The organism is Flavobacterium sp. Root186, assembly GCF_001428525.1.
In the GTDB taxonomy this organism is placed as follows: domain Bacteria; phylum Bacteroidota; class Bacteroidia; order Flavobacteriales; family Flavobacteriaceae; genus Flavobacterium.
Map to the genome: position 1 here is coordinate 206254 of NZ_LMHW01000016.1, position 23982 is coordinate 230235.

The 23982-nt window shown below is 33.3% G+C and carries 17 protein-coding genes; 4 read left to right on the forward strand and 13 right to left on the reverse strand.

The window, feature by feature from the left end:
• Window positions 1-5: 5 nt before the first annotated feature.
• The 5 genes from ASD98_RS21595 to ASD98_RS21615 all read right to left on the reverse strand — a co-directional run bounded on the left by ASD98_RS21595 (window position 6) and on the right by ASD98_RS21615 (window position 7075).
• Window positions 6-1469, reverse strand: coding sequence for an OmpA family protein (locus tag ASD98_RS21595; RefSeq protein ID WP_056208680.1), 1464 nt, complete (start codon window positions 1467-1469; stop codon window positions 6-8).
• 113 nt (window positions 1470-1582) lie between these two features.
• Window positions 1583-2776 carry a glycine C-acetyltransferase gene (gene kbl / locus ASD98_RS21600; RefSeq protein WP_056208683.1) on the reverse strand — a complete coding sequence of 398 codons (1194 nt, stop codon included), beginning with the start codon at window positions 2774-2776 and terminating at the stop codon, window positions 1583-1585.
• Between the two features lie 81 nt (window positions 2777-2857).
• Entirely contained in the window at window positions 2858-6016 is a 3159-nt protein-coding gene (locus ASD98_RS21605) for an exodeoxyribonuclease V subunit beta (protein WP_056208982.1), read from the reverse strand.
• A 135-nt stretch (window positions 6017-6151) separates the two neighbouring features.
• Window positions 6152-6748: a lipoprotein signal peptidase gene (locus tag ASD98_RS21610; protein ID WP_056208686.1), complete on the reverse strand. Its 597-nt coding sequence runs from the start codon at window positions 6746-6748 to the stop codon at window positions 6152-6154.
• A 120-nt stretch (window positions 6749-6868) separates the two neighbouring features.
• Window positions 6869-7075, reverse strand: a complete 207-nt coding sequence (locus ASD98_RS21615) for a hypothetical protein (protein ID WP_056208687.1) — start codon at window positions 7073-7075, stop codon at window positions 6869-6871.
• A gap of 181 nt (window positions 7076-7256) precedes the next feature.
• On the opposite strand from ASD98_RS21615, the gene ASD98_RS21620 reads away from it, so the two are divergent.
• Window positions 7257-7613 carry a roadblock/LC7 domain-containing protein gene (locus ASD98_RS21620; RefSeq protein ID WP_056208690.1) on the forward strand — a complete coding sequence of 119 codons (357 nt, stop codon included), beginning with the start codon at window positions 7257-7259 and terminating at the stop codon, window positions 7611-7613.
• Between the two features lie 32 nt (window positions 7614-7645).
• Window positions 7646-8026 carry a hypothetical protein gene (locus tag ASD98_RS21625; RefSeq protein WP_056208693.1) on the forward strand — a complete coding sequence of 127 codons (381 nt, stop codon included), beginning with the start codon at window positions 7646-7648 and terminating at the stop codon, window positions 8024-8026.
• Between the two features lie 239 nt (window positions 8027-8265).
• On the opposite strand, the gene ASD98_RS21630 is transcribed toward ASD98_RS21625, so the two are convergent.
• The 7 genes from ASD98_RS21630 to gdhA all read right to left on the reverse strand — a co-directional run bounded on the left by ASD98_RS21630 (window position 8266) and on the right by gdhA (window position 20786).
• Window positions 8266-8646 (reverse strand): TraR/DksA C4-type zinc finger protein, encoded by a 381-nt coding sequence (locus tag ASD98_RS21630; protein WP_017497677.1) that lies wholly within the window; start codon window positions 8644-8646, stop codon window positions 8266-8268.
• A 9-nt stretch (window positions 8647-8655) separates the two neighbouring features.
• On the reverse strand, window positions 8656-12057 hold the full coding sequence (gene ileS / locus ASD98_RS21635; protein ID WP_056208695.1) for an isoleucine--tRNA ligase: 3402 nt from the start codon (window positions 12055-12057) through the stop codon (window positions 8656-8658).
• Window positions 12058-12260: 203 nt separating this feature from the next.
• Window positions 12261-14180: a hypothetical protein gene (locus ASD98_RS21640; RefSeq protein ID WP_056208985.1), complete on the reverse strand. Its 1920-nt coding sequence runs from the start codon at window positions 14178-14180 to the stop codon at window positions 12261-12263.
• A gap of 56 nt (window positions 14181-14236) precedes the next feature.
• Window positions 14237-16126: a PQQ-binding-like beta-propeller repeat protein gene (locus tag ASD98_RS21645; RefSeq protein ID WP_056208698.1), complete on the reverse strand. Its 1890-nt coding sequence runs from the start codon at window positions 16124-16126 to the stop codon at window positions 14237-14239.
• Window positions 16127-16256: 130 nt separating this feature from the next.
• A complete protein-coding gene (recO, locus tag ASD98_RS21650) occupies window positions 16257-16970 on the reverse strand; it encodes a DNA repair protein RecO (protein WP_056208701.1) in 714 nt (237 codons plus the stop codon).
• Between the two features lie 57 nt (window positions 16971-17027).
• The gene (locus ASD98_RS21655) at window positions 17028-19310 is read right to left on the reverse strand and encodes a T9SS type A sorting domain-containing protein (RefSeq protein ID WP_056208706.1); all 2283 of its coding nucleotides are present in this window, start codon (window positions 19308-19310) and stop codon (window positions 17028-17030) included.
• A gap of 132 nt (window positions 19311-19442) precedes the next feature.
• Window positions 19443-20786, reverse strand: a complete 1344-nt coding sequence (gdhA, locus tag ASD98_RS21660) for an NADP-specific glutamate dehydrogenase (protein WP_053473359.1) — start codon at window positions 20784-20786, stop codon at window positions 19443-19445.
• A 323-nt stretch (window positions 20787-21109) separates the two neighbouring features.
• Here gdhA and ASD98_RS21665 point away from each other — a divergent pair, with 323 nt between their 5' ends.
• Window positions 21110-21904, forward strand: coding sequence for a hypothetical protein (locus tag ASD98_RS21665; protein WP_056208709.1), 795 nt, complete (start codon window positions 21110-21112; stop codon window positions 21902-21904).
• Window positions 21905-21990: 86 nt separating this feature from the next.
• Here the strand turns inward: ASD98_RS21665 and ASD98_RS21670 are convergent, their stop codons facing one another.
• Window positions 21991-23133, reverse strand: a complete 1143-nt coding sequence (locus ASD98_RS21670) for a cystathionine gamma-synthase (protein WP_056208712.1) — start codon at window positions 23131-23133, stop codon at window positions 21991-21993.
• Between the two features lie 104 nt (window positions 23134-23237).
• Here ASD98_RS21670 and ASD98_RS21675 point away from each other — a divergent pair, with 104 nt between their 5' ends.
• The gene (locus ASD98_RS21675; RefSeq protein WP_056208715.1) at window positions 23238-23981 is read left to right on the forward strand and encodes a DUF3298 and DUF4163 domain-containing protein; all 744 of its coding nucleotides are present in this window, start codon (window positions 23238-23240) and stop codon (window positions 23979-23981) included.
• The last annotated feature ends 1 nt before the right edge of the window (window position 23982 follow it).

Consider the following 23982-nt stretch of genomic DNA (forward strand, 5'->3'; position numbering starts at 1 on the left):
GTAAATTATAGTTTACCTTGGTATTTAGAACCTACGTGTTTAATTTCAGTTCTTCTGTTTTGTGCTTTACCTGCAGCAGTTTTATTACTTGCAACTGGTTGAGAAGATCCAAATCCTTTAGCTTCTAAGTTTTCTGGATTAACTCCTCTTTCAACTAAAGCGTTTAATACAGCGTTAGCTCTATCTTGAGAAAGTTTATCGTTTACTTTAGCAGAACCTGTACTATCTGTGTGTCCTTCAATGCTGAATTTCGCGTTTGGATAGTTTTTAAGGATTTCTTTAATAGCGTCTAATCTAGCTGGAGTTTCTTTGTCACCAGTTTTGAAAGTAGCTTTTCCTGAGTTAAAGTAGATCGCTCTAGCTTGAACTTTAAGATCTTCTAAAGCTTGAGAAGATACTTCAGGACATCCTCTGTTACTAGCTGGACCAGCAACTGTAGGACAATCGTCATCTTTATCTAAAACACCATCTTTATCAGCGTCTAAGAAAGGACAACCACCATTTTCTTTAGGGCCTGCAACTGTAGGACATTTATCGTCTTTATCAGCGATTCCGTCTCCGTCAGTATCAGGACAACCTTTTAATGCAGCTAAACCAGCAGTATCTGGACAAGCGTCATCTTTGTCAGCAACACCGTCTCCGTCTCTATCAGGACATCCGTTTAATGCAGCTAAACCAAATTCATTTGGACAAGCATCAGAAGCATCAACGATTCCGTCTCCGTCAGTATCAGGACATCCGTTGAATTGTTTTAAACCAGCAACATCTGGACAAGCATCATCTTTATCGTAGATACCGTCACCGTCAGTGTCTTTACCACCAAATTTGAATACAAGACCTGCAGTGTGTTGGAAGTGAGATGGAGCATCTGGAGTAACACCATCAGCTTCGTCTCTGTCACCGCTTACAGACCATTTGTATCTTGTAGCTAACTCAAGACCAATAGCATCAGTAAACCAAAAAGTAATACCTGCTCCTGGGTTAACAGTTCCATAACTGCTGTCACCGAAGAAAGTATAACCTCCACCAACAGATAACGAAGGATCAATCACTTTAGATTTGATTAATTCTTGGAAGCTGTATTTAATAGTAGCATCAATTCCGTAGTACATCAAATCACCAGGATTAATTGTTTTATTACCTCTAGAATCAGAATCTGCAAATCGATTAAAAACAACATATTTATCAATTTTGTTTACAGAACCCTGTAAACCAACAGAGAATCCACTACCAACATATCTAGACACACCAATGTAAGATAAAGAAGGAAGAATATTCCAGTTGTCTTTCACTTCAAATGGTTGCGAAAAGTGTTGATCAAAGAATCCACTTCCTGAACCAGAACTAGTTCTAGTATCAACGGCATTAACTCCAAAAGAGATAGCCCATGGATTGTTACTGTCTTGTGCGTGAGAACTTAAACCCATCACCATCATCACAGCAACTAAAAGTTTGTTAAGATGTTTCATACTTAATTTTTTTAATTACAATTTAGTTAATTACAAGCAAAAGTAACACCAAATTTTTTAAATACAAAATCAAATGTTAAAAAAAACCTACAAAAATTACTTGAATGTGGTAATTATATAACTTTTAACATTTTACCTGTTAATTTAAAAGCTTCTATTGCCTTGTCTAAGTGTTCTTTAGTATGAGCTGCAGAAAGCTGGACTCTTATTCTGGCTTTATCTTTCGGAACAACCGGAAAGAAAAATCCTATAACATAAATTCCTTGTTTTAAAAGTTCATTTGCCATGGTCTGTGATAATTTAGCATCGTATAGCATTACTGGTACAATTGCAGAATCACCATCTATTATATCAAATCCTGCTTTTTTCATTCCTTCCTTAAAGTAATTAGTATTCCATTCTAATTTATCTCTAAGTGTTGTATCTTTTTCTAATAATTCAAAAACCTTTATAGAAGCACCTACAATTGATGGCGCTAATGAATTAGAAAACAAATAAGGTCTTGAACGCTGGCGTAAAATTTCTATTATTTCTTTTTTAGCCGTCGTATATCCTCCCATTGCTCCACCTAATGCTTTTCCTAATGTACCGGTTATAATATCAACACGTCCCATTACTCCTTTTGCTTCGAGTGTACCCTTTCCGGTTGCACCAATAAATCCGGCAGCATGACATTCATCAACCATAACTAATGCATCATATTTATCTGCTAAGTCGCAAATTTTATCCAAGGGAGCAACTAATCCATCCATAGAAAAAACACCATCAGTTACAATTAGCTTAAAACGAGTTCCTGCTTCAGTTGCTTTAATTAACTGCTGTTCCAGATCTTCCATATTGCTGTTTTCATAGCGATAACGAGCTGCTTTACATAAACGAACTCCATCAATAATAGAAGCATGATTTAAACTATCTGAAATAATTGCATCGTTTTCTCCTAATAAAGGTTCAAAGACACCGCCGTTTGCATCAAAAGCTGCAGCATATAATATGGTATCTTCTGTACCATAAAAATCTGCTATCTTTTTTTCCAGTGTTTTATGAATATCCTGAGTTCCGCAAATAAAACGTACAGACGACATTCCGAAACCATGGGTGTCCATTGCATCTTTTGCCGCCTGAACTACTTCCGGATGCGACGAAAGACCTAAATAATTATTGGCACAAAAATTTAAAACTGTCTCTCCTGTCGAAATTGTAATCTCTGCACCTTGAGCAGAAGTTATAATTCGCTCTTTTTTAAAAATTCCATTTTCTTCGATTGTCTGCAGCTCACTTTGCAGATGCTCTTTAATTTTACCGTACATTTTTATCTATTTAAAACGTTAAATATTAACAACTTAACCCGTAAAAAGAGAAGTTTTTTCTTTAACATCTGATTAATATTTTCACAAATTTACCACTTCAATTTCCGATCCTATATATACCAAAACCTTTTTTAACACTTTGTATCCTAAATCTTCAATAGCATCCTGATATTCTTGAATTTGTTGTTGATATTTTGAATTAATTGCGCCGGTTTTATAATCCAATAAATAAGCTTCCTTATTATTAGTTAGCACAACACGGTCTGGCTTTAAAATTTTCCCTTCTTTTTGAACTATTGTCTGTTCATTTAAAACCTTATAATTACCATCAAAACAAATACTTAATTCATCATGATTGACAATTTCATTAAGTGTTCTTAAAACCATTTTAGATTGATCAATCGTAATTAACCCATTTTCAAGTGCTTTTACAACTGCAAGATCTACATCTGACTTATCTTTAATAAAAGCCAAAATTTCATGCACAATATTTCCATACGAAATTGCTTCCTGCTGGTGTGTTCCCCACATCAAAGCTTCACGTTGTGCTATTTTAATATTTTTAGGATTTAAAACTTCTTTTACTATCGGAATTACTTTTAATGTATCAACAGATTCTTCAGATTTGGAAAGTTTGGTTTTATTGCCAAATTCATATTCCAGCTTTTCAGAATCAAAAATTCCTTCATGTATTAAAAATTTAATAAAGTACGAAGCCATATTATTTGGAAATTCACCGTCTTTGCGTTCTTTTAAAGATTGAGAAATAATATATAATTGCTCTTCAGCACGTGTTAGCGCAACATATAAAACATTTATATTATCCAATAATTCTTCTTGCTTTTTCAAATTAAAAACGACCGACGCACTTTCACCAAAACCTTCAACTGCGCTGCTATTATCAATTAAGGCTTTTGGCACGCCTAAATCTGACTCTTCAGTATCCAGCCATAATTTATCTTTTGGTTTTCTGTTATAATCTTCTTCTGCAAAAGGCATAATTACAACCGGAAACTCCAAACCTTTAGATTTATGAATGGTCATGATTCGAACTGCATTATTTCCTTCCGGTGACGGAATACTGAATTTCTCAGCATTTTTATCCCAATAATTCAGAAAATCAGCTATTCCAGCTTGGTTTCGAATATCTCTTTCTAAAACAATATCCAGAAAAAACTGCACATAAGCATTTCCTTCTGACGGAGGTATAAATTTTGAAATGATTATTTCTACAGCTTCATAAAGCGATTTTTTTCGAACATTTTCAAAAGAAAGCGAAACATCAAATGTCAAAAGCCATTTTTCAAAATCTTCTTCAAATTTCTGTGCCATTCCCTGAGCAATAAAATCATGAATGGGCATTTCGATTTCTTTATTTTCTGCTAAAAAATGAAGAAAATAAGCTTTCGATTCTAAATCGGCATTGTTGTTTAAATATCTCAGAAGGTTAATTATCAAACGAACTTCTGTCGCGTTTTGAATCATTAATGTTTCTGATGATAAAAGCGGAATATTTTGCTCTGTCAGGTAATTTGCAATTGCAATCCCCTGATCTCTTTTTCTAGTTAAAACAACAATGTCTTTATACTTAAAACCTTCCCGAAGTACTTTTTGAATTGTATTTAAAGTCGCTAAAACATACAAATCTGATTTTTCAACGACTTCTTCTTCATCTGCAAAATCATTTTTTTCGATTATTGGAAGAAAAGAAATATTTACATAGCCGCCTTTTTTTGAATTTGTATTTTGAAAACTATGATTTTCATACAAATCTTTATAATCTTCATTTATAAATTCAGAAGAAATCAATTTAAAAAAAGCATTATTAAAATTAATAACCTCACTATAACTTCTGTAGTTTGTATCTAAATGCTTCAGGACTTTTTCATGACTAAAAAAGGAAACTTCTTCTTTTCCCAAATCAATAAACTGCTCGGCTTTTCCTCCCCTCCATCTATAAATAGATTGTTTAGGATCACCAACAATCATCAAAGTTCCTTTATTACCATAATCATCTTCACCAGAAAGAGAGTTATGGATTAATGGAATTAAGTTCTGCCATTGCATTTCCGAAGTATCCTGAAACTCATCGATAAAAAAATGACGGTAACGCTCTCCTAAACGCTCATAAATAAATGGCGCAGGCTGATTCTGAATTTCACGATGAATGATCGCATTGAATTCTGAAATGGATAAAACATTTTGTTCTGATTGAATTTTTGCCAATTCATTACTCACTGTATTTAATAAAGAAAGCGGTGTAATGTTTTTTAGAAATGCTTTGTAAAAATCCCGTTTTTCAAAATTCTTGTAAACCCTGACCAAAATCTGAAGTAATTCCGGGATTATATTTTCAATTAATGATTTGTCTTTTGCTGTTTTATTAATCGCAATATCATCGAATTCATGAAAAGTTTTATTTCGGGGATTAAATTTCCCGTCTCGAATATTTTCAAGATGATTAGGAAATGTTCCTCTTGAAAATGATTTTAAATCAATTCCATTTTTATCAATTAATGAAAGTGCTTCTATTGCAAATTGTTCGTTTTCTGATTCCAGTTCTTTACACAACGCCAGCATTTTCTTTTTAATCTCAATAAACTCTTCGATTGTTTTATCGTTAAAATGCAGAATCTCATTTCGATTATTTTCATTCAGGACCAAGCGTCCGGTTTCAAGAATTTCTCTGGATATATCCCAACTTTTATCATCGTCGGTTTTTTCCATTGTAAAATCGATCAGCAATTTAGTCAGCGTTTCGTCCTGACCAGCCTGCGCAATAATTGCATCAACTGCTTCAACCAATAAATTTTCAGTATCCAGAGTGACTTCAAAAGTCATGGGAAGATTTAAGTCGTGTGCAAAAGCACGAATCACTTTATGTGTAAATTTATCAATGGTAGAAATATCAAAAGCCGCATAATTATGAATTAAATGCTTGATGATACTTTGCGCTTTTACTTTAATCTGAATAATTGAAAGTCCGATATCCCGAGATAAATCTTCCATTAAGTCGACGGCTTTTGCAGAAGGTTCATCTTTTGCAAATTCAGACAAACTTCCTACAATACGGCTTTTCATTTCATGAACTGCCTTATTTGTAAAAGTTATAGCTAAGATATTCCGATAAGCATCGGGTGTTTTTGACGAAAGAATAATTTTTAAATATTCTTTGACCAAAGTATACGTCTTTCCTGATCCTGCAGAAGCATCATAAATAGAAAAAGACGGACTTTGCATACGTTTGGTTTTTGTATTGTAAAAATAGCACAATAATATTGAATCCCAATAATGAAAAATTCCAAATTCCAATATCTGCGTGCAATGAACACTTCAAATATTGGAATTTGGAATTTTAATATTTTGAAATAATTATTAGTGTTTTGGAAATGCTCTTTTATTAAAAACCAATAAGATTCCAACACCTGTAGAAATCGCCATATCGGCAACATTAAAAATAGCATTGAAGAACATAAAATGTTTTCCTCCAAAAATTGGAATCCATGCCGGAAGATCGCCTTCCCAAATAGGAAAATAAAACATATCGACAACTAAACCATGAAACCATGTTCCGTACGGATGTGGCGAAAAAAGGGTTGCCAGATTATGCGTACTGTCATCAAAAATAACTCCGTAAAAAACAGAATCAACAATATTACCAGCGGCACCGGCAAAAATTAAAGCTATTGAAACAATCAAATAAGTCGAGTGACGTTTCTTAACAGCATCAGCAAGCCAGTATCCAATTCCGAATACCGCAAAAATTCTAAAAACAGTTAGAATTAACTTTCCGTATTCTCCCGGTATTTTTGTTCCCCACGCCATTCCTTCATTTTCAATAAAATGAATTCTAAACCAGTCAAAAAGCACAACTTCTTCACCTAGAATAAAGTTTGTTTTTACATAGATTTTAGAAAGCTGATCAACAATTAGAACTAAAAATATAAGGAAATACGCTTTTCTTAATGACATTTTATGATTTTTTGATGCGCAAAAATAACAATTAAATCAAAAAAAACGCTCCCTTGGGAACGTTAATTGTTTTGTAATAAAACTTAAACAAAATAATTTGCTTCTATTTTGGTTTTGGATCTATCTTTTTGCAACAGCATTTGCCGGGCTGTCTGTAAAGAACTCCGAGATAGATTTAAAAATTCCTTTACTGGGTTTTCCAGCAGCAACTCTCTTTGCTTCTGCTTTTTTAACATCTGCCTTAAATTTAACACGCAATTTTTCAAATTCCTTCATTCTGTGCTCAACATCGGAATTTACATCTTTGAATTTCAATACTTTAGCCATAGTATAAGTTTTTTAAGTAAAAAAAATAAAATATTTAACGATTTGGTCTTACAATGATACATAATTTAATTTATATTTGTTAATAAAAATTTAACAATTGTTTAAGAATAATCGCAACTACAACAGCTAATATATATCAAAAACGAATTAATTTTAACTTTATCCCAAACCTTACAATAATATGAATGAAATAACTACTATTCTTAACAAATTTTTGGTCGATACTAAAGCCAGCGCAGCTTTAATTTTAAACGGAAAGGGAAAACTGATCACTTCTCTTAATCTGGATTACAGCGACAGCATTGCTGCAATGAGTGCAGGAATTTTATCTATGAGTGAAAAATTTCTAATTGACTTAGAAAAAGGTTCTTTAAAACAACTTTACTTAAAAAGTTCCGATGGGGTTGTCGTCGGAAATAAAATAAGCGGTTCAAACTTCGTGATTGCATTTTCAAAAGAAGGAAGCAACCTTGGCTTATTAATGCATTCTACCGATGAATTATCTGTAGAACTCAGCAAAAATTCACTATTAAAATAACATAAATCTATTAACCACAAACCCCAAGAACTATGAGTAACGATTTTTTAAACGTGTTTTTAAATGAAATGAAAACTAACGTAAACGGCTTTATAGCTGTAGCTGTGACAGAAATTGAAACAGGATTAAGCTTTGGCAACATCACCGTAGATTCAGCTTTTGATCCTGAATTGGCCGCTGCTTATAACCTGGAAGTTGTAAAAGCAAAATTAAAGGCTGTAAAGGCTCTAAATTTAAATCAGGATATCGAGGATATTTTGATTACACTTTCAAATCAAATTCACATTATCGACATTTCGCCAAACAAAAAATTCATGATTTATCTTGCTGCAGATGCCAGCAAAGCAAATCTTGGAATGACAAGAGCGGTTTTAAGAAAACACAAAGCAGATTTAGAAAAAAATCTAGCTTAATTTTCATTTTAATTAGAACTGTCTTACCACTGGCAGTTCTAATTAAAATATTTTTTTCTTCCAATTTTTATTCTTTTTTATTTCTTACAAAAAAACAGCCTCCAAATTTCGGCATTACCTTTTAGTTTATAATTGAATTCTTTCAAAATAGCAAGATTCAAACTTAAACACAAAATCCAAAACATTAAACAAAAAAAACGCCCCTAAAAGGAGCGCTTATTTCATTGTGTATTTTTTAGTTATCTCTGCAAATTTTTAGCTTCGATACTCATTGTTGCATGAGGAACGATTTTAAGCCTTTCTTTACTGATTAATTTACCTGTTACTTTGCAAATACCGTATGTTTTGTTTTCAACACGGAATAACGCGTTTTTTAGATCGCGAATAAACTTTTCCTGTCTGATAGCCAACTGAGAGTTTGCTTCTTTCGACATTGTTTCGCTTCCTTCTTCAAAAGCTTTAAAAGTTGGAGAAGTATCGTCGGTTCCGTTATTCAAATCGTTCATATAAGCACTTTTAATTAAATCTAGATCTGCTTGTGCTTTTTGTATTTTGCTTTGAATTATTTCTTTGAACTCCGCCAAATCAGCGTCAGAGTATCTTGTAATTTCATCTATCATGGTATTATATTATTTTGAAATTAATATCAATGTTTTAATATCATCAAACTCAATTTCTGTGCCGTTTTCTAAAGCATCCACAAAAACCAAGTTATCTGTTAGTGTCTCAGACTTAATATAGTCTTCATTTTTAGAAACCGCCTCCTCTAATGGGCCGTTTCTTTTTATTTGTACTTTGATCTTATCAGTAACTTCAAATCCTGAATCTTTACGGATATTCTGAATTCTGTTTACTAATTCTCTCGCGATACCTTCATTTTTCAACTCTTCAGATATTGTAATGTCAAGCGCAACTGTAATTCCATTTGAATTTGCAACCAGCCATCCTTCGATATCCTGCGATGTTATCTCGACGTCTTCTAATGATAAAGTTACATTATTTCCAGCAATAACAATATCTAACGTTCCCTGCTTGTCTAATTGGTTGATCTGATCTGCAGAAAAAGCTTGTATTTCCTTAGAAATCAACCCCATATCTTTTCCAAAACGTGGTCCAAGAGCCTTAAAATTAGGCTTAATCTGCTTTACTAAAATACCTGAAGCATCGTCTAAAAGTTCAATTTCTTTCACATTTACTTCGGCTTTTACCAAGTCAGAAATAGCTTCAATTTCAGCTCTCTGATTCTCGTCAAGTACCGGAATCATTACCTTTTGTAAAGGCTGGCGTACTTTTATCATCTCTTTTTTACGTAATGATAAAACCAAAGATGAGATCGTCTGCGCCTTCTGCATTTTGCTTTCCAACGTTTTATTAACAAAGTTTTCGACAAATTTTGGGAATTCAGCCAAGTGAACACTGGCAAAATTCTCAGTTCCTGTAGAGGCTGTCAAATCTCTGTACAATTTATCCATGAAAAAAGGAGCTACTGGAGCGCTTAATTTACTGATTGTTAATAAGCAAGTATAAAGCGTTTGGTAAGCCGCAATTTTATCATGAGCATATTCACCTTTCCAGAAACGACGACGACATAAACGAACGTACCAGTTACTTAAGTTTTCCTGAACGAAGTCAGAAATTGCTCTTGTTGCTTTTGTTGGTTCGTAATCTTCATAACATTCATCAACAAATTTGATTAATGAATGTAATTCAGAAATGATCCATTGATCGATTTCCGGTCTTTCGTTTAACGGAATTTCTGCTTCAGCGTATTTAAACCCATCGATATTGGCATATAACGAAAAGAAAGAATAAGTGTTGTATAAAGTTCCAAAGAATTTACGGCGAACCTCAGCAATTCCTTCAATGTCAAATTTTAAGTTGTCCCACGGATTTGCGTTTGAAATCATATACCAACGTGTGGCATCAGGACCATATTCTGCAATTGTTTCAAAAGGATCTGTCGCGTTTCCTAAACGTTTCGACATTTTTTGTCCGTTTTTGTCCAGAACCAAACCATTCGAAACTACATTTTTATACGCTACTTTATCAAAAACCAAAGTTCCGATAGCATGTAAGGTATAAAACCATCCACGAGTTTGATCAACTCCTTCTGCAATGAAATTTGCAGGAAAATCTTTGTTCTCGTCAATTTTATCTTTATTCTCAAAAGGATAATGCCATTGGGCGTAAGGCATTGCTCCTGAATCAAACCAAACGTCAATTAAATCACTTTCGCGTTTCATTGGCTGGCCTGAAGCTGAAACTAAAGTTATTTGATCGACTACATTTTTATGTAAGTCAATTAAATCATAATTAGATTCAGACATATTTCCGATTTCAAAACCTTTAAACGGATTTTCTTTTTGAAAACCAGCTTCGATAGATTTTTCAATCGCATTGTACAATTCTTCAACAGAACCAATCAGAACTTCTTCTTTTTTGTCTTCTGTTCTCCAAATTGGCAACGGAATACCCCAATATCTAGAACGAGATAAGTTCCAGTCGTTGGCATTTTTCAGCCAATTTCCAAAACGTCCTTCACCAGTAGACTTAGGCTTCCAATTGATAGTTTCGTTCAGGTCGAACATTCTATCTTTTACATCGGTTACTTTAATGAACCAAGAGTCTAGTGGATAATATAATAACGGCTCATCAGTTCTCCAACTGTGTGGATAACTATGTACGTATTTTTCAACCTTAAAGGCTTTATTTTCTTCTTTTAATCGAATAGCAATTTCAACATCAACAGAACGCTCTGGCGCCTGACCTGCATCATAATATTCGTTTTTCACATATTTACCAGCCAAATCACCCAAATGAGAAGTGAATTTTCCTTGTAAATCTACCAGAGGAACTGCTGTCCCATTTTCGTCTAAAACCAACATTGGCGGTACTTCCGGTTTTGCTTCTTTTGCTACTTTAGCATCATCAGCACCAAAAGTTGGAGCGGTATGCACTACTCCTGTTCCATCTTCTGTAGTAACGAAATCTCCGGCAATTACTCTAAAGGCGTTTTCAGCATTTTGGTAAGGCAATACGTACGGCAATAATTGCTCGTAACGGATTTCTACTAAATCAGCCCCTTTCGCTTCTGTTAAAATTTTATACGGAAGTTGTTTGTCACCATTCTTTACTTTGTCGAAATCAGCATCATCTTCACTTGCAAAAAATCCTTTTCCGAATTGTTTCCCAACTAAATTTTTAGCCAAAACAACATTCACTGGCTCAAAAGTATATTGATTGAATGTTTTTACTAAAACATAATCGATTTTTGGCCCAACTGTTAAAGCGGTATTGGATGGCAATGTCCAAGGAGTTGTTGTCCAAGCTAAAATATGAATATCTCCAAAACCTTGTAAAAAGCCTGGCAATGTTTCTGGCAAAGTTTTGAATTGCGCTACAATCGTAGTATCCGTAACATCTCTGTAAGCTCCAGGTTGATTTACTTCATGAGAAGACAATCCTGTTCCGGCTTTAGGAGAATAAGGCTGAATCGTGTATCCTTTGTACAACAAACCTTTATCGTAGATTTGTTTTAAAAGCCACCAAACCGATTCCATGTATTTTGGTTTGTAAGTCACATACGGATCTTCCATATCTACCCAATATCCCATTTTTTCGGTCAAATCATTCCATACGTCGGTATAACGCATTACGGTTTTTTTACACGCTTCGTTATATTCTTCGATAGAAATTGTTTTGCCAATATCTTCTTTTGTAATCCCTAATTCTTTTTCGGTTCCTAATTCTACAGGTAAACCGTGAGTATCCCAGCCTGCTTTTCTTTTAACCTGAAAGCCTTTTTGAGTTTTATATCTGCAAAAAATATCTTTAATCGCACGCGCCATCACGTGGTGAATTCCTGGTAATCCATTTGCTGAAGGCGGGCCTTCAAAAAATACGTAAGGCTCTGCACCTTCGCGAGTAGTTACACTCTTTTCAAATATATTTTCTTTCTTCCAAAAATCAAGAACTTCCGACGCTACAGTTGGCAAGTCAAGTCCTTTGTACTCAGTAAATTTTGTACTCATTTTATCCTTTTCTTAAACGAGGTGCGAAAGTAAGGAATTTTGAATTATTGTCCATCAATTTCTTTAAATTTCACAAACTTTTGTTGAGATAATGGGTACAAAAACAAAAGAATTGGTCAATTTTCGGCAGTAATCTCAAAATTTTGAGTCAACATTCCAAAAACTAACCAATTCCAATTATTCTTCTTAGAAGAAGCAGAAGGCTATTTAAATCCTCCGAAATAGACTTCTTTCATAAAAATTCGATTTCCAAAAACAGGATTTATCTCTACTTTTTCACGGACTTCCTGATAAATGGTTTCTCCGTTAAAATCTTCAATTTCGTAATTAATTTTATACGGGATTTTTCCTGAATTTAATGTTGCAACCGGGCGGTAATCACCATAAAGTCTTCTTTCAAAAAAACTTTTATTTCCGTTGTCAAATTCTGTTTTTTCTGTTGAAACGATATTGTAATTTTCTTTATCAATAAAAACATGATAATCTGTTTTAGGAATTGTTCTGTTTCCTGTACTTAAGGTTTTTTCAAAATAGTTCAAGTGATAACACAATCTTCCTTCGTACATTTCATCTTCTAAAACTTCAAAATTATTCCACAAATCAAGTCTTAAATCTGTAAGGAAATTAATTAAATCAACATTCTTAGATAAGTTGTTGTAATCATAAGTTGTCGATTTTGCCCATTTAGCATTTAAACCGCTTTCACGATCGTCATGACTCCAGGCTTCGGCACCATTTACAATTTCATAATAGGTTTCGGGCATTTTTTTCTTAAGAAGATAATTTGAGGTTGTTGCCCATTTTTCTTCTGTTTGAGGCACGTTATTTCCTTCTATTGAAAGTTTAGAAAAATAATGTGCTTTTTCTACTTTTTTCAAAGCCTGGCTTCCGCCTAAATTATCTACTACTTTTGCCAATAAATTTGCATTTGACTGATATGGAATGGAATCCAAAAGATTAAATTGTTGGATTTTGGTTTTTTCTAAATAAGCTTCACGACGCGCTTTTTCACTTTCCCATTCGGCATCTTGCTGCTCTATTTTTTCAAAAAAGGCTAATCTTTTTTCTTCCTTTTCTTCCTCAATTTTAAGACCCAATTTTTTAAGATCGGCAAAACGTGTGGTGTGGCTTCTTATTTTTTTATCGACAAAATAGCCCTTATTTACTTTTTTTACAATCGAAGATCCTCTTGAATCCTGTTTATCATTCTCGATAAGTAAATTAGCATACATTAATGCTTTTTCTTTATTTTCAAGTAAAAAATAAGTTTCCGCTAAATTATTTGTTACTATAAATCGGATATTTTCGTTTGCAGGTGAAGGTGGATATTTCACTAATAAACTTTCCAGATATTGCAAATGCGGAAGTAACGGTTTTTCGTCTAAACCTTTTTCAAGCGTTACTTTTTCCATCTGAGCCGTTATTTCATTCTCAAACGCCAGCATCTGACTGTATTCTGAATGTCCTTTTGAAGTTACAAATTCAAATTTTATTTTAGATTCGTCTGTAGTATATTTTAATTTGTAATTAAGATAGTTTTGTATTGCCTGAACAGAACTGTAAATCACGGTATCCAATCCTAGCTCTGCAACCGTATAATTTCCATCTTTCTCTGCTTCTGCAATTTTTTTATTATTCATATCTACAGCAGCTTTCAAATTATCTTTTTGATAACCGCCAGCAATTAAATACGATTCTACAGTATTAAAATCCTCAGACAATAGAAGTTTATCAGCACACTTCGCTTCCATTTTTATCTTTACACTATAATTAGAAAATGCCTGAAATTTCCAGCCGTTTTTCTTTTTATCAAATACACTGTCGATTTTTGTTGCTTTATATTGCGGCAGTTCGATGGTTAAATAAATTTTTAGCTTTCCGTTTGCAGGATCTTTTATAAAACCTTCTATATTAAAATATTTTTTCTTCAATATAGGTTCTTCTTGTATTAACTGCTTATCCATTTGATAAAAAGTGGTCTGCGTTAATACATTATCCAGAACAGGAAATTCTGAATAGCTGATTACAGGAATATAAAATTTCTTTTTTTTTGAACTTATTTTTTCTTGTGCCTGAATTGAACCAATTACAAGCAGAGCAATCAAGAGTAATGTTTTTTTCATAGGCAAAAAAAAAGCCATCAGAAACAAATCCTGATGGCTTTAGGTTTTTAGTTATCTTATTTTTTATTAAAAATTTGAATAGATTTATCAGACACATAAAAAATGTTTTGTGTTGCCGGATCTATTTCATAAACTGGTTTATTGTTATTGAAAATAATTTTATCAACTTCAACTCCGTCAATTTTACTCACTTTTACAAGAATTTTTTCTCCAGAATCTGCTTTTGCAAAAATATAAGAGAAGTCTCTGTTTTGCTTCATTGCATTAAAACGAGAATTAAATTTAGCTGCTACTATACCTAAAGCCGCTGATCCAGCTGCATAAGTTTTTGCCTGATCCTTATTTGTCTGATCTCCTTTTGCAACTACTGTTCTCATGTTACCATCAGAATCACGATATGTCATAGTCAAATCAGCACCTTTAACTGAACTTACTGCAGAACCAACACCTAAACCAATGCTTCCAACAATAGCTGCACTTTTAATAAGACGTCTTGTTCCTTCTCCAGGCTGTGAATAGGTAAGGTGATATTTGATTGTTCCATCCATATTAACTCCCATTACTTCAAGTGGTCCTGAAAGCACAACTCCCCAAGGGAATAATTCGATACTGTTTAATTCTTTTTCTTTTTTGATGTTTACTTTAGCAAATGGCTCAGGTTTGTCGCTAATACTTGGATCAAATTTGTATAATTTCTCGTCATTATATACTAAGTAAGAATTTGTAGCTTCGTCATAAGTAGGCAAAACCGGACGATCTTTGTCAAACGAGATATTACGCTTCCAAAGTTTAACGCCTGTTTTATAATCTACCATGTTTCCGTAAGTTCCTGTAAGGTACATTACTTTCTCACCAACTTTTCCTAAGTAATAAATCGGGTCTTCCTTATCATCAGAGATTTCGATGAATTTTTTCCAAAGTTTTTCTCCGTCTTTGTTGATCAGCATCATTTCGTTTTCAGCAACATATAAGAAATCCTGATCGATTGGAATTACTCTTTTCAATCCATCTCCACGAGCATCTTTTTTCCAGATTTTTTCTCCTGTTTTTAAATCAAAAAAGTTGAATCCGCTATAATGAGCCACTAATATTTTTGTTCCCCAATCTTCAAGGTAAACTACTCTTTTTGTTTTGATAGATTCTTTCCAGATACTTTTTCCTGTTTCTGTATTCAATACATTCAAATATTGTTTATTCGAAAAAGTTCCAGTATTATTCACTACAACAATATTTTTATCATTTTGAGTTAAAAAGAATTTCGAATAATCTTCTTCTCCTTTCCAGTTTAACTTTCCTGTCGCTCTGTCAAAAGAATATAATTTACCGTACAGTAAATAGTAAATCACTGATCCGTGTACTGTAGCAACGTTTGTGTTTACAGATTCTTTGAAAGAAAAGCTAAATAATGATTTTGCTTTGTCTACCGTCGTATTCCATTTTAATTCGCCAGTCGTCATGTCCAATAATGCAATTGCCATGTCGCCATCTTTTTTCAAAGTAAGCAAATACTCATTTGTCTCAGGAATGAAATCTGATTGTGTTACCCAAAAAGATTCTTTTGATGAATTGTAAACCACTTTTCCAGTATCAGTATTAATGATAATGTACTTGCTATTGATGTAAGCTTCAACATAAGGACTTCCGACAACGTTTGTTAAAGTGCTTTTATCCGCAAAAAGTTTGGTAAGATCTGTGTCGGCTATGATATCCACTGCAGACTTACCTCCAAAATCCTCTTTGGTCAAAGTCCAAACCACTTTTTTAGTTTCAGGATCTAAACCTTTTATAGTTCCTCCTTCTTTAAAAACAACGATTCCTGTAATTCCGTTTTGTACCAAATCCTGTACGGCATTCTCTGTGTTAACTATTTCGTCGTATTTCCTTTGAGAAATGGCCGAAACGCTGACTAATAAAAGCAAAATAATCGAAAAAGTAATTTTCTTCATAGTGATTGATTTTCATTAAAAAATTAATATTTTGTCTGAGGCTATTGTTTTGAATTTAACTTATTAAAATAAAAATTAAGATTATTTTAATAAAAATTCGTTGCACAAATATATAAAAATAGGATTCAGTTTAAGAAAATATTTCTTTCAAAACTTCTAATGATCTTGGCTTCTTGAATCCCTCTAAATGAAAGCTGTAGTAATCAATTAAAATCTTCAATAAAATTTGTCTTTCAACTACGTGAAAGATTTTTTGAGTGTTATCAAACTTCAAATCGATTAGCTTTTTGAGCAAATTTGTTTCGTGTTCTGAAAGTACATTTCCTTTACTAAAAAGTGTAAAAACACCCTCATTCATTTCAAAATGAGGAAGATCTATTTCTGAAACATCTGGGTAAAAACCTAAATATTTAGTAATCTCTAAAAGTAAAATTAAATGGAAATTAGAAATTTCATCATGATTATCGAGCCAGGTTAAAGCTGTTTCTAAAAACAAGAAAAGTGATTCGTTTTTTTCTTCTTCCTGAATTGAATAATGAAGTATCTCTGAAAGAAACATTACCATTGTACTTTTTACAATATCTGTATGAATGGTTTGAAAAGGAATTCCGTTTCTTATCTCTTTAAAATTTTCAAGAGTGCCTTTGTTTTTATGAACGGCTTCTATTTCTAAAATAGACAATGGCTGAAAATAAGCAATTTTCTGATTGGCTTTTCTGCTCGAAAAAGCATCGCGTACAAAATAAGATTTCAGTCCGTTGGAAAGTGTGAAGCATTTAACAATCAAACTTTTTTCCTGAAATTTTAAGGATGAAATTACTATTGCTTTGGTTTTGACAAGCACTTTTTAGATTGTTAGATTTTTAGACTTCTTAGATGTTAGACTTTCGACTTTATGACTTTAACGAATAATCATGACTTTCTTGACCTTTGTTTCCCCGCCGTCCTGAGCAGAAATAAAAACCATGTATACGCCAGATGCTACTTTATATTTTCCAAAAGCGGTTGTGTCCCATTCTACAGTTCCTCCTTCAGAAGTGGTTTCGTAAACTAAATTTCCTTCGATATCAGTAATTTTGATGTTGGCTTTATCAATTAAACCGGCAACTTTTACCGTTCCGGAATAAGTTGGACGAACCGGATTTGGATATACATAAACGTTATTTAAATTTTCGTTTGCTCCGGTTGCGATTCCTTTAAAAGAAATCATTCCCTTATTGGTTGCTATAAAAACTTCTCCGGTTGCACTATTAATTTTAATATCATTTACGGTATTACTTGGCAAAGGGGAATTATTAATTGTAAAATGATATTTGGTTTCCTGACCATTTGGCGAAACCATAAAAACACCCGAATCTGCTGTACCAATCCATTTATTATTGGCTCCATCAACTACAATCGAAGTAATAAACTGCTCATACATTAATTCCTGAGCCAGATTATCCTCCATTATAATTATTGGATTTGCTTTTAACTGGCTTTCAGTCTGGAAATTCCCAACGTTTGACAAAACTCTTAATCCCTTTGTAGTTCCTATCCAAAGCTGGTTTTTGGTATCAATTGCAACAGACCTTACATCTGCAATTGGTAAATTTCCAGCATCGGTACCAAACGTCATTTTTTTGAAAGTATTAGTGCTTTCGTTAAATCCAATTACACCTTCATTGCTTGTAGAAATCCACTTGACATTATTTTTATCAATAGCTATATTAGCATAGCTTGTACTTTCGGCATTACTTAAAATTGTACTTGTCGAATAACTCTGCCATTGGCCATCGGTTTTTAAAACTTTCAATCCGTTTTTAATTCGGCTGTTTGTCACCCATAGATTTCCTGTTCTGTCAAATGCAGTTCCATTAATACGAACATCAATATAATTTGGACCTTCATATGTTAAAGTTTCTAAACCGCTGTTTTTTTCATTGTATAAAAAATTCGGAATATCATCTTCAATTCGCAATAATCCAGAGAAAAAAGAACTGGCATAAACTTGTTTTTCGTTACTTGGATTTACAATAATACGAGTAATTGACTTTGCGTCATAAACTTCTGAATATGGGATATTTAACCATTTCGAGTTATTAAGTTTACTTATACCATAAGTATCTAAGTCATAAGGATTGTAATTAATATCATAATCTCCGTATACTGCCCAAAGAACATTTGGTGTAACATCAAGTGAAAAAATATTGTTTCGTAAAGGACCGGCCGGAGTCATGTTTTCGAAAGTTCCAATTCCTGAAAGTGCACCAGAAAACAATCCTTTTTCATTTGTTCCGATGTAAATTATATCGCCAACTGCCGATGCGCAGGAAAAAGTCAGATTGATATCCGGAAGCTGTGTATTAAGTATCTCACGAGTTAAAACCAGTTGACTGTTATATACATAAACCGAAGTTGATGTTGTAACAAACAAATTGTGATTTACCGCCCGCATATCAACTGATGGCTGCGGAAGCTGTAAGAAACCAACAAAAGTATTTGAATTATATCGATGAATATTTCCTGTTGAATTAATTGCGAGAAGTTCTGTATCTAGTGTTGTAACACTTGCCCAATTTCCTGTGTTTACCACAATCCACTGGCTAAAATCGATTAAATTTGGATTTGTAATGTCTGCTCTTCTAATTCCACTGGAAGTTGCCGCAAAAATAAATCCATTAAAAAAAGTAGTTTGTTTTACGCTGATTTCGGCACCATTATCTCCTATAAAATAAGTATCTCCAAATTGCGATGTTGTCAAATTAAACTGCACAATTCCAAAATCACAGGAAACATACAATAATCCGTTATACTCCATTAAATGGTTAATCTTTTTAAGGCTTGCAGACAACTGTTTATTAATGATATCTACTTTTTTTATTATACTGCCGTCTGTTTCATTAATAATGATCATCAAACCGTTTTCATAACCAACAATAGTTTTTTTGAAGGTTTCGCTATGATATACAGCAGAAATTGTCTGTCCGGAAAGTCCGTCGACGGTTGTTATTGTTTTTGCTGCATTTGAAGCTGCGTTTTTAGAAAACAAAGCATTTTCTGAAGCAGTAAAAACCGTTGTAGAAGATTCTGAAATATCTTTTATTTCATTAAACGAAAAATAGCCTTCCCATGACAATTGGCCTTGTGCAAAGCCAGATTGGAACAGTACTAAAAATAAAACGTAAAGAAACTTTCTTGTCATTTTTTACAAATATCGGATAGACAAATATACTACAAACGAAAGTATTTGATTTTTCTTCTTTAACGAAATAAAAAAATGCTCCCGATTTATCCTTATAAGACAAATGAGAGCATTCTTCAATTGTAATTAATCTTACACTACACCCTGAGCAAGCATAGCATCGGCAACTTTAACAAATCCGGCAATGTTAGCTCCTTTTACGTAGTTTACATAACCATTTTCTTCTGCACCGTATTTTTTACATTGGTTGTGAATTCCAACCATGATATCTTTTAATCTTAAATCTACTTCTTCACTTGTCCAGTTTAAACGAATAGAGTTTTGTGTCATCTCTAATCCAGATGCAGCAACTCCACCAGCGTTTGCTGCTTTTCCCGGAGCAAAAAGTACTTTATTATCTAAGAACAGTTTTATTGCATCTAAAGTAGAAGGCATATTAGCCGCTTCAGTCACACATAAAACTCCATTGTCAATTAATTTTTTGGCATCGTCTCCGTTCAGCTCATTTTGAGTAGCACATGGAATAGCAATATCAACTTTTACTTCCCAAGGGCTTTTCCCTTTATGAAAAATTGCATTTGGATATCTCTCTAAATATCTCTCAGCTCTGTTATCACCAGTTGCTCTCATTTCGACCATATAATCTATTTTTTCTCCAGAAATACCTTCTTCATCCAAAATATAACCATCAGGTCCCGAAATCGTAACAACTTTTCCTCCTAATTCATTCACTTTTAAAGCTACACCCCAGGCAACGTTTCCGAATCCTGAAATAGCAACTCTTTTACCTTTAATTTCGTGACCAATTGTACGAAGCATTTGATCTGTAAAATAAACTACTCCATACCCAGTAGCTTCAGGTCTGATTAATGAACCACCGTAAGCAAGTCCTTTTCCGGTTAAAACTCCGGTAAATTCATTTCTAATTCTTTTATATTGACCAAATAAATAACCAATTTCTCTGGCACCAACTCCAATATCTCCTGCAGGAACGTCTAAGTCAGGACCAATATGACGGCATAATTCAGTCATAAATGATTGACAGAAACGCATGATTTCTGCATCCGATTTTCCTTCGGGATCAAAATCTGATCCTCCTTTACCTCCACCCATTGGAAGTGTTGTTAAACTATTCTTGAAAACCTGCTCGAAAGCCAAAAATTTTAAAACTGATAGGTTTACAGTGTGATGAAATCTGATTCCGCCTTTATATGGCCCAATCGCTGAGTTCATTTGAATTCTAAAACCTCTGTTTACAATTATTTCTCCTTTGTCGTCAACCCATGGAACTCTAAAAATTATAGACCTTTCTGGTTCTGCAATTCTAAGAAGTAAATTTTTACCGTCGTATTTTTTTCTTTCTGCGATAAATGGAATTACCGTTTCTGCAAATTCCCTAACGGCTTGAAGAAATTCCGGCTCGTTTGGATTTTTTGACTCAACAAGAGCCATAAATTCATTTATTTTTTGTTCCATTTTACAATAAATTATTCAAATAATAGTTTTAAACTTAATCAATTACATAAGAAAATACGTTTTAAGAAAACGTTTTCGTTATAACATACAAAGATATAGCAAAATGATCATGAATTGTTATTTTTTTTTGTTTTTGAGGCAGAATTGTGTATTTTTTAAACAATCGTAAAAATACAATTTTACACTTCCGAATTTACAGCAATTCACTGCCTTTAAAGTCAGAAAATTAAGTGTTTTGTTATTAAATTTTTAATAGGAGTATATATTATTTTGAATCGACTATGTTTTTTTTATATTTGCCAATATTTTGAAAGCCCCAAGAGATGTTTAAACACCTATATTTCACGATTTTCGCCTTATTTGGCATGACCACTATTGCCAATGCTCAGTCTAATCTAGCGCAAGAAGTAGGAATTATATTCGGCCCCGTAACTTTTCAATCGGATTTCGGAGAAAGACATAATTTTGATACCAATGTGGGAAACACCGGTTTTGGTGTAGGAATTGTTCACTTTATTAACTTTTCTGCAAATAATAACAGAGAAAGTTTCTTTACAGAACATTTTAAAGTTAGATCTGAGTTATCATTTAATACCACAACTCTTAACCATTTTGGCGGTTATATTGAAACTGCTAAAAATCAATTGGCCGTTTCACAGCTAAAAGCGATGAGTGGTAAATCTACTTTATTAAATCTTGGAGCCCAATTAGAATTTTCTCCATTCATGAAAATTCACGATTTCGAAAATACTATGGGCGGTTTCAGTCCGTATGTAAGTGTCGGATTTCTGGCAACTTATTATACTTCTAAAGTAAGCTCAACAATGGGCGAATTAGGACTTCCGTCAACAACTTTCCCTAAATATTTAACTCCTTCAGACGGCCACCAATATGGTTTTGCAAGTGAAAGCGGAGTAGCTTTAGCGGCGACAGCTGGTGTTGGATTCCATCTTAAATTAACTCAAATGAGCGATGTAATGTTCGAAACACGTTTTCAAGCCTTTAGCTCAGACTGGATTGATGGTTTAAACCCAAACAAAGATCTTTACCCGGAAAACAAGTCAAACGACTGGCAGGTTTGGTTTAATGTTGGGTACATCTATTACTTAGAATTCTAATTTTAAAGAAATTCCAAAATAAAAAAATTCCAAATTCCAAAATTAGTTACAATTGGAATTTGGAATTTTTTTATTTGCAATTTAATTTAGGCTAAAGCCTGCTCTAAATCTGCAATTAAATCTTCTGCATCTTCGATACCAACGCTTAATCTTACTAAATCATCAGTAATACCAACTTCTGCTCTTTTATCAGCAGGAATCGAAGCGTGTGTCATTAAAGCCGGATGATTTGCCAATGATTCTACTCCTCCTAAAGATTCAGCCAAAGTAAATACTTTCAATTTCTCTAAGAATGCAATAGAATCTTCTTTTTTACCAGATTTGAATGTAAAAGAAACCATTCCGCCAAAAGCTTTCATTTGTTTTTTTGCAATTTCATGAAAAGGATGACTTTCTAATCCAGGATAATAAACCGTATTTATTTTTGGATGCTTACTCAAATATGTCACTATTTTTTCACCATTTTCGCAATGTCTCTGCACTCTTAATGCCAAAGTTTTGATTCCTCTTAAAACTAAAAAGCTGTCCATTGGTCCTAAAGTTGCACCAGTAGCAAATTGTTGAAAATGTAATTGTTCTCCCAAAGCTGCATCTTTTACAATTAAAGCTCCGGCAATAACATCAGAATGTCCTCCCAGATATTTTGTAGCCGAATGCATAACGATATCTGCGCCTAAATCTAGAGGTTTTTGTAAATATGGCGTTGCAAAAGTATTATCTACAGCAAACCAAATTTTATGTTCTTTAGTGATTTTTGCAACTTCTGCAATATCAGCTAATTTCATTAAAGGGTTTGTCGGCGTTTCTACCCAAACCAATTTTGTATTTTCATTGATTAATGATTTCAATTTTGCAATATCCGTCATATCAACAAAATGAAACTTAATTCCTGAATCTTTATAAATTCTTGAAAACATACGGTAAGTTCCTCCGTATAAATCATCCATTGCGATAACTTCGTCACCTGCTTTAAACGATCTTAAAATACAATCTGTAGCGGCTAAACCAGATGAAAAAGCCAGTCCGCGTGTACCGTTTTCAATACTTGCCAAAGCTTCTTCTAATGCTGTACGAGTTGGGTTCGACGCACGGCTGTATTCATAATCTGCCAAAGGTTTTCCCGGGCTTGTCTGAATAAAAGTTGACGTTTGATACACCGGCGGCATAACCGCTCCTGTACTTGGATCATGATGCTGACCACCATGTATTACTTTTGTATTGAATTTCATATAGTTATAAATTTTAAATCCATAATTGTCGCACAAATTTACCGCTTAATTTATTTTATCCTGATACAACTTCTTACCTTTGTAGATAATTAACACTTTTTGATATGAAAAATTACATATTTATAATCTTTTTGTGTTTGATTTTTACGAATTGCAACAAAGAGCTTTCATTTGAAAATGAAACGTTTGAAGAAAAATCTACTATTCCGTGCAAAAATGATTGCCCGAAAATCACAATAGAAGTCCCGATTGCTAAAAATAAAAAGATCATCGCTGACAGTATTAATAAAAAAGTTTTCAATGTAATAAAAGAAATCATTTATTTTGGCGAAGACTCAACAAAGGTCAACGATTATAAATCATTGTCAAAATCTTTTATTGCTTCTTACGAAGAAATGCATAAAAAATTTCCGCAAGATACTTTTGGCTGGGAAGGAAAAATAACGGGAAATTTAGAGTTCGAATCAGAGCAGATTCTAAACATTAAAATTGATCATTATACTTTTACCGGCGGTGCACATGGCTACCAGGGTTTTAGATCCATATTATTTAATTCAAAAACCGGAAAAGTCATTTTTAACGATCAATTATTTAAAAACGAAAAAGAGTTTAAGGCTTTCGCCGAAAAAGAATTCAGACTTAAATATCAAATTCCTAAAAATGCAAACATAAATGCAACAGGTTTAATGTTCGAAAATGACAAATTTCAATTGCCTCAGAATATTTTCTACACTTCGGCAGGTTTACTTTTATATTACAATTCATACGAAGCCGCATCTTATGCCGATGGCCCAAAAGAAATTGTATTTCCATATGATAAAGTGAGTAAATATTTGAATTTTCAATAGT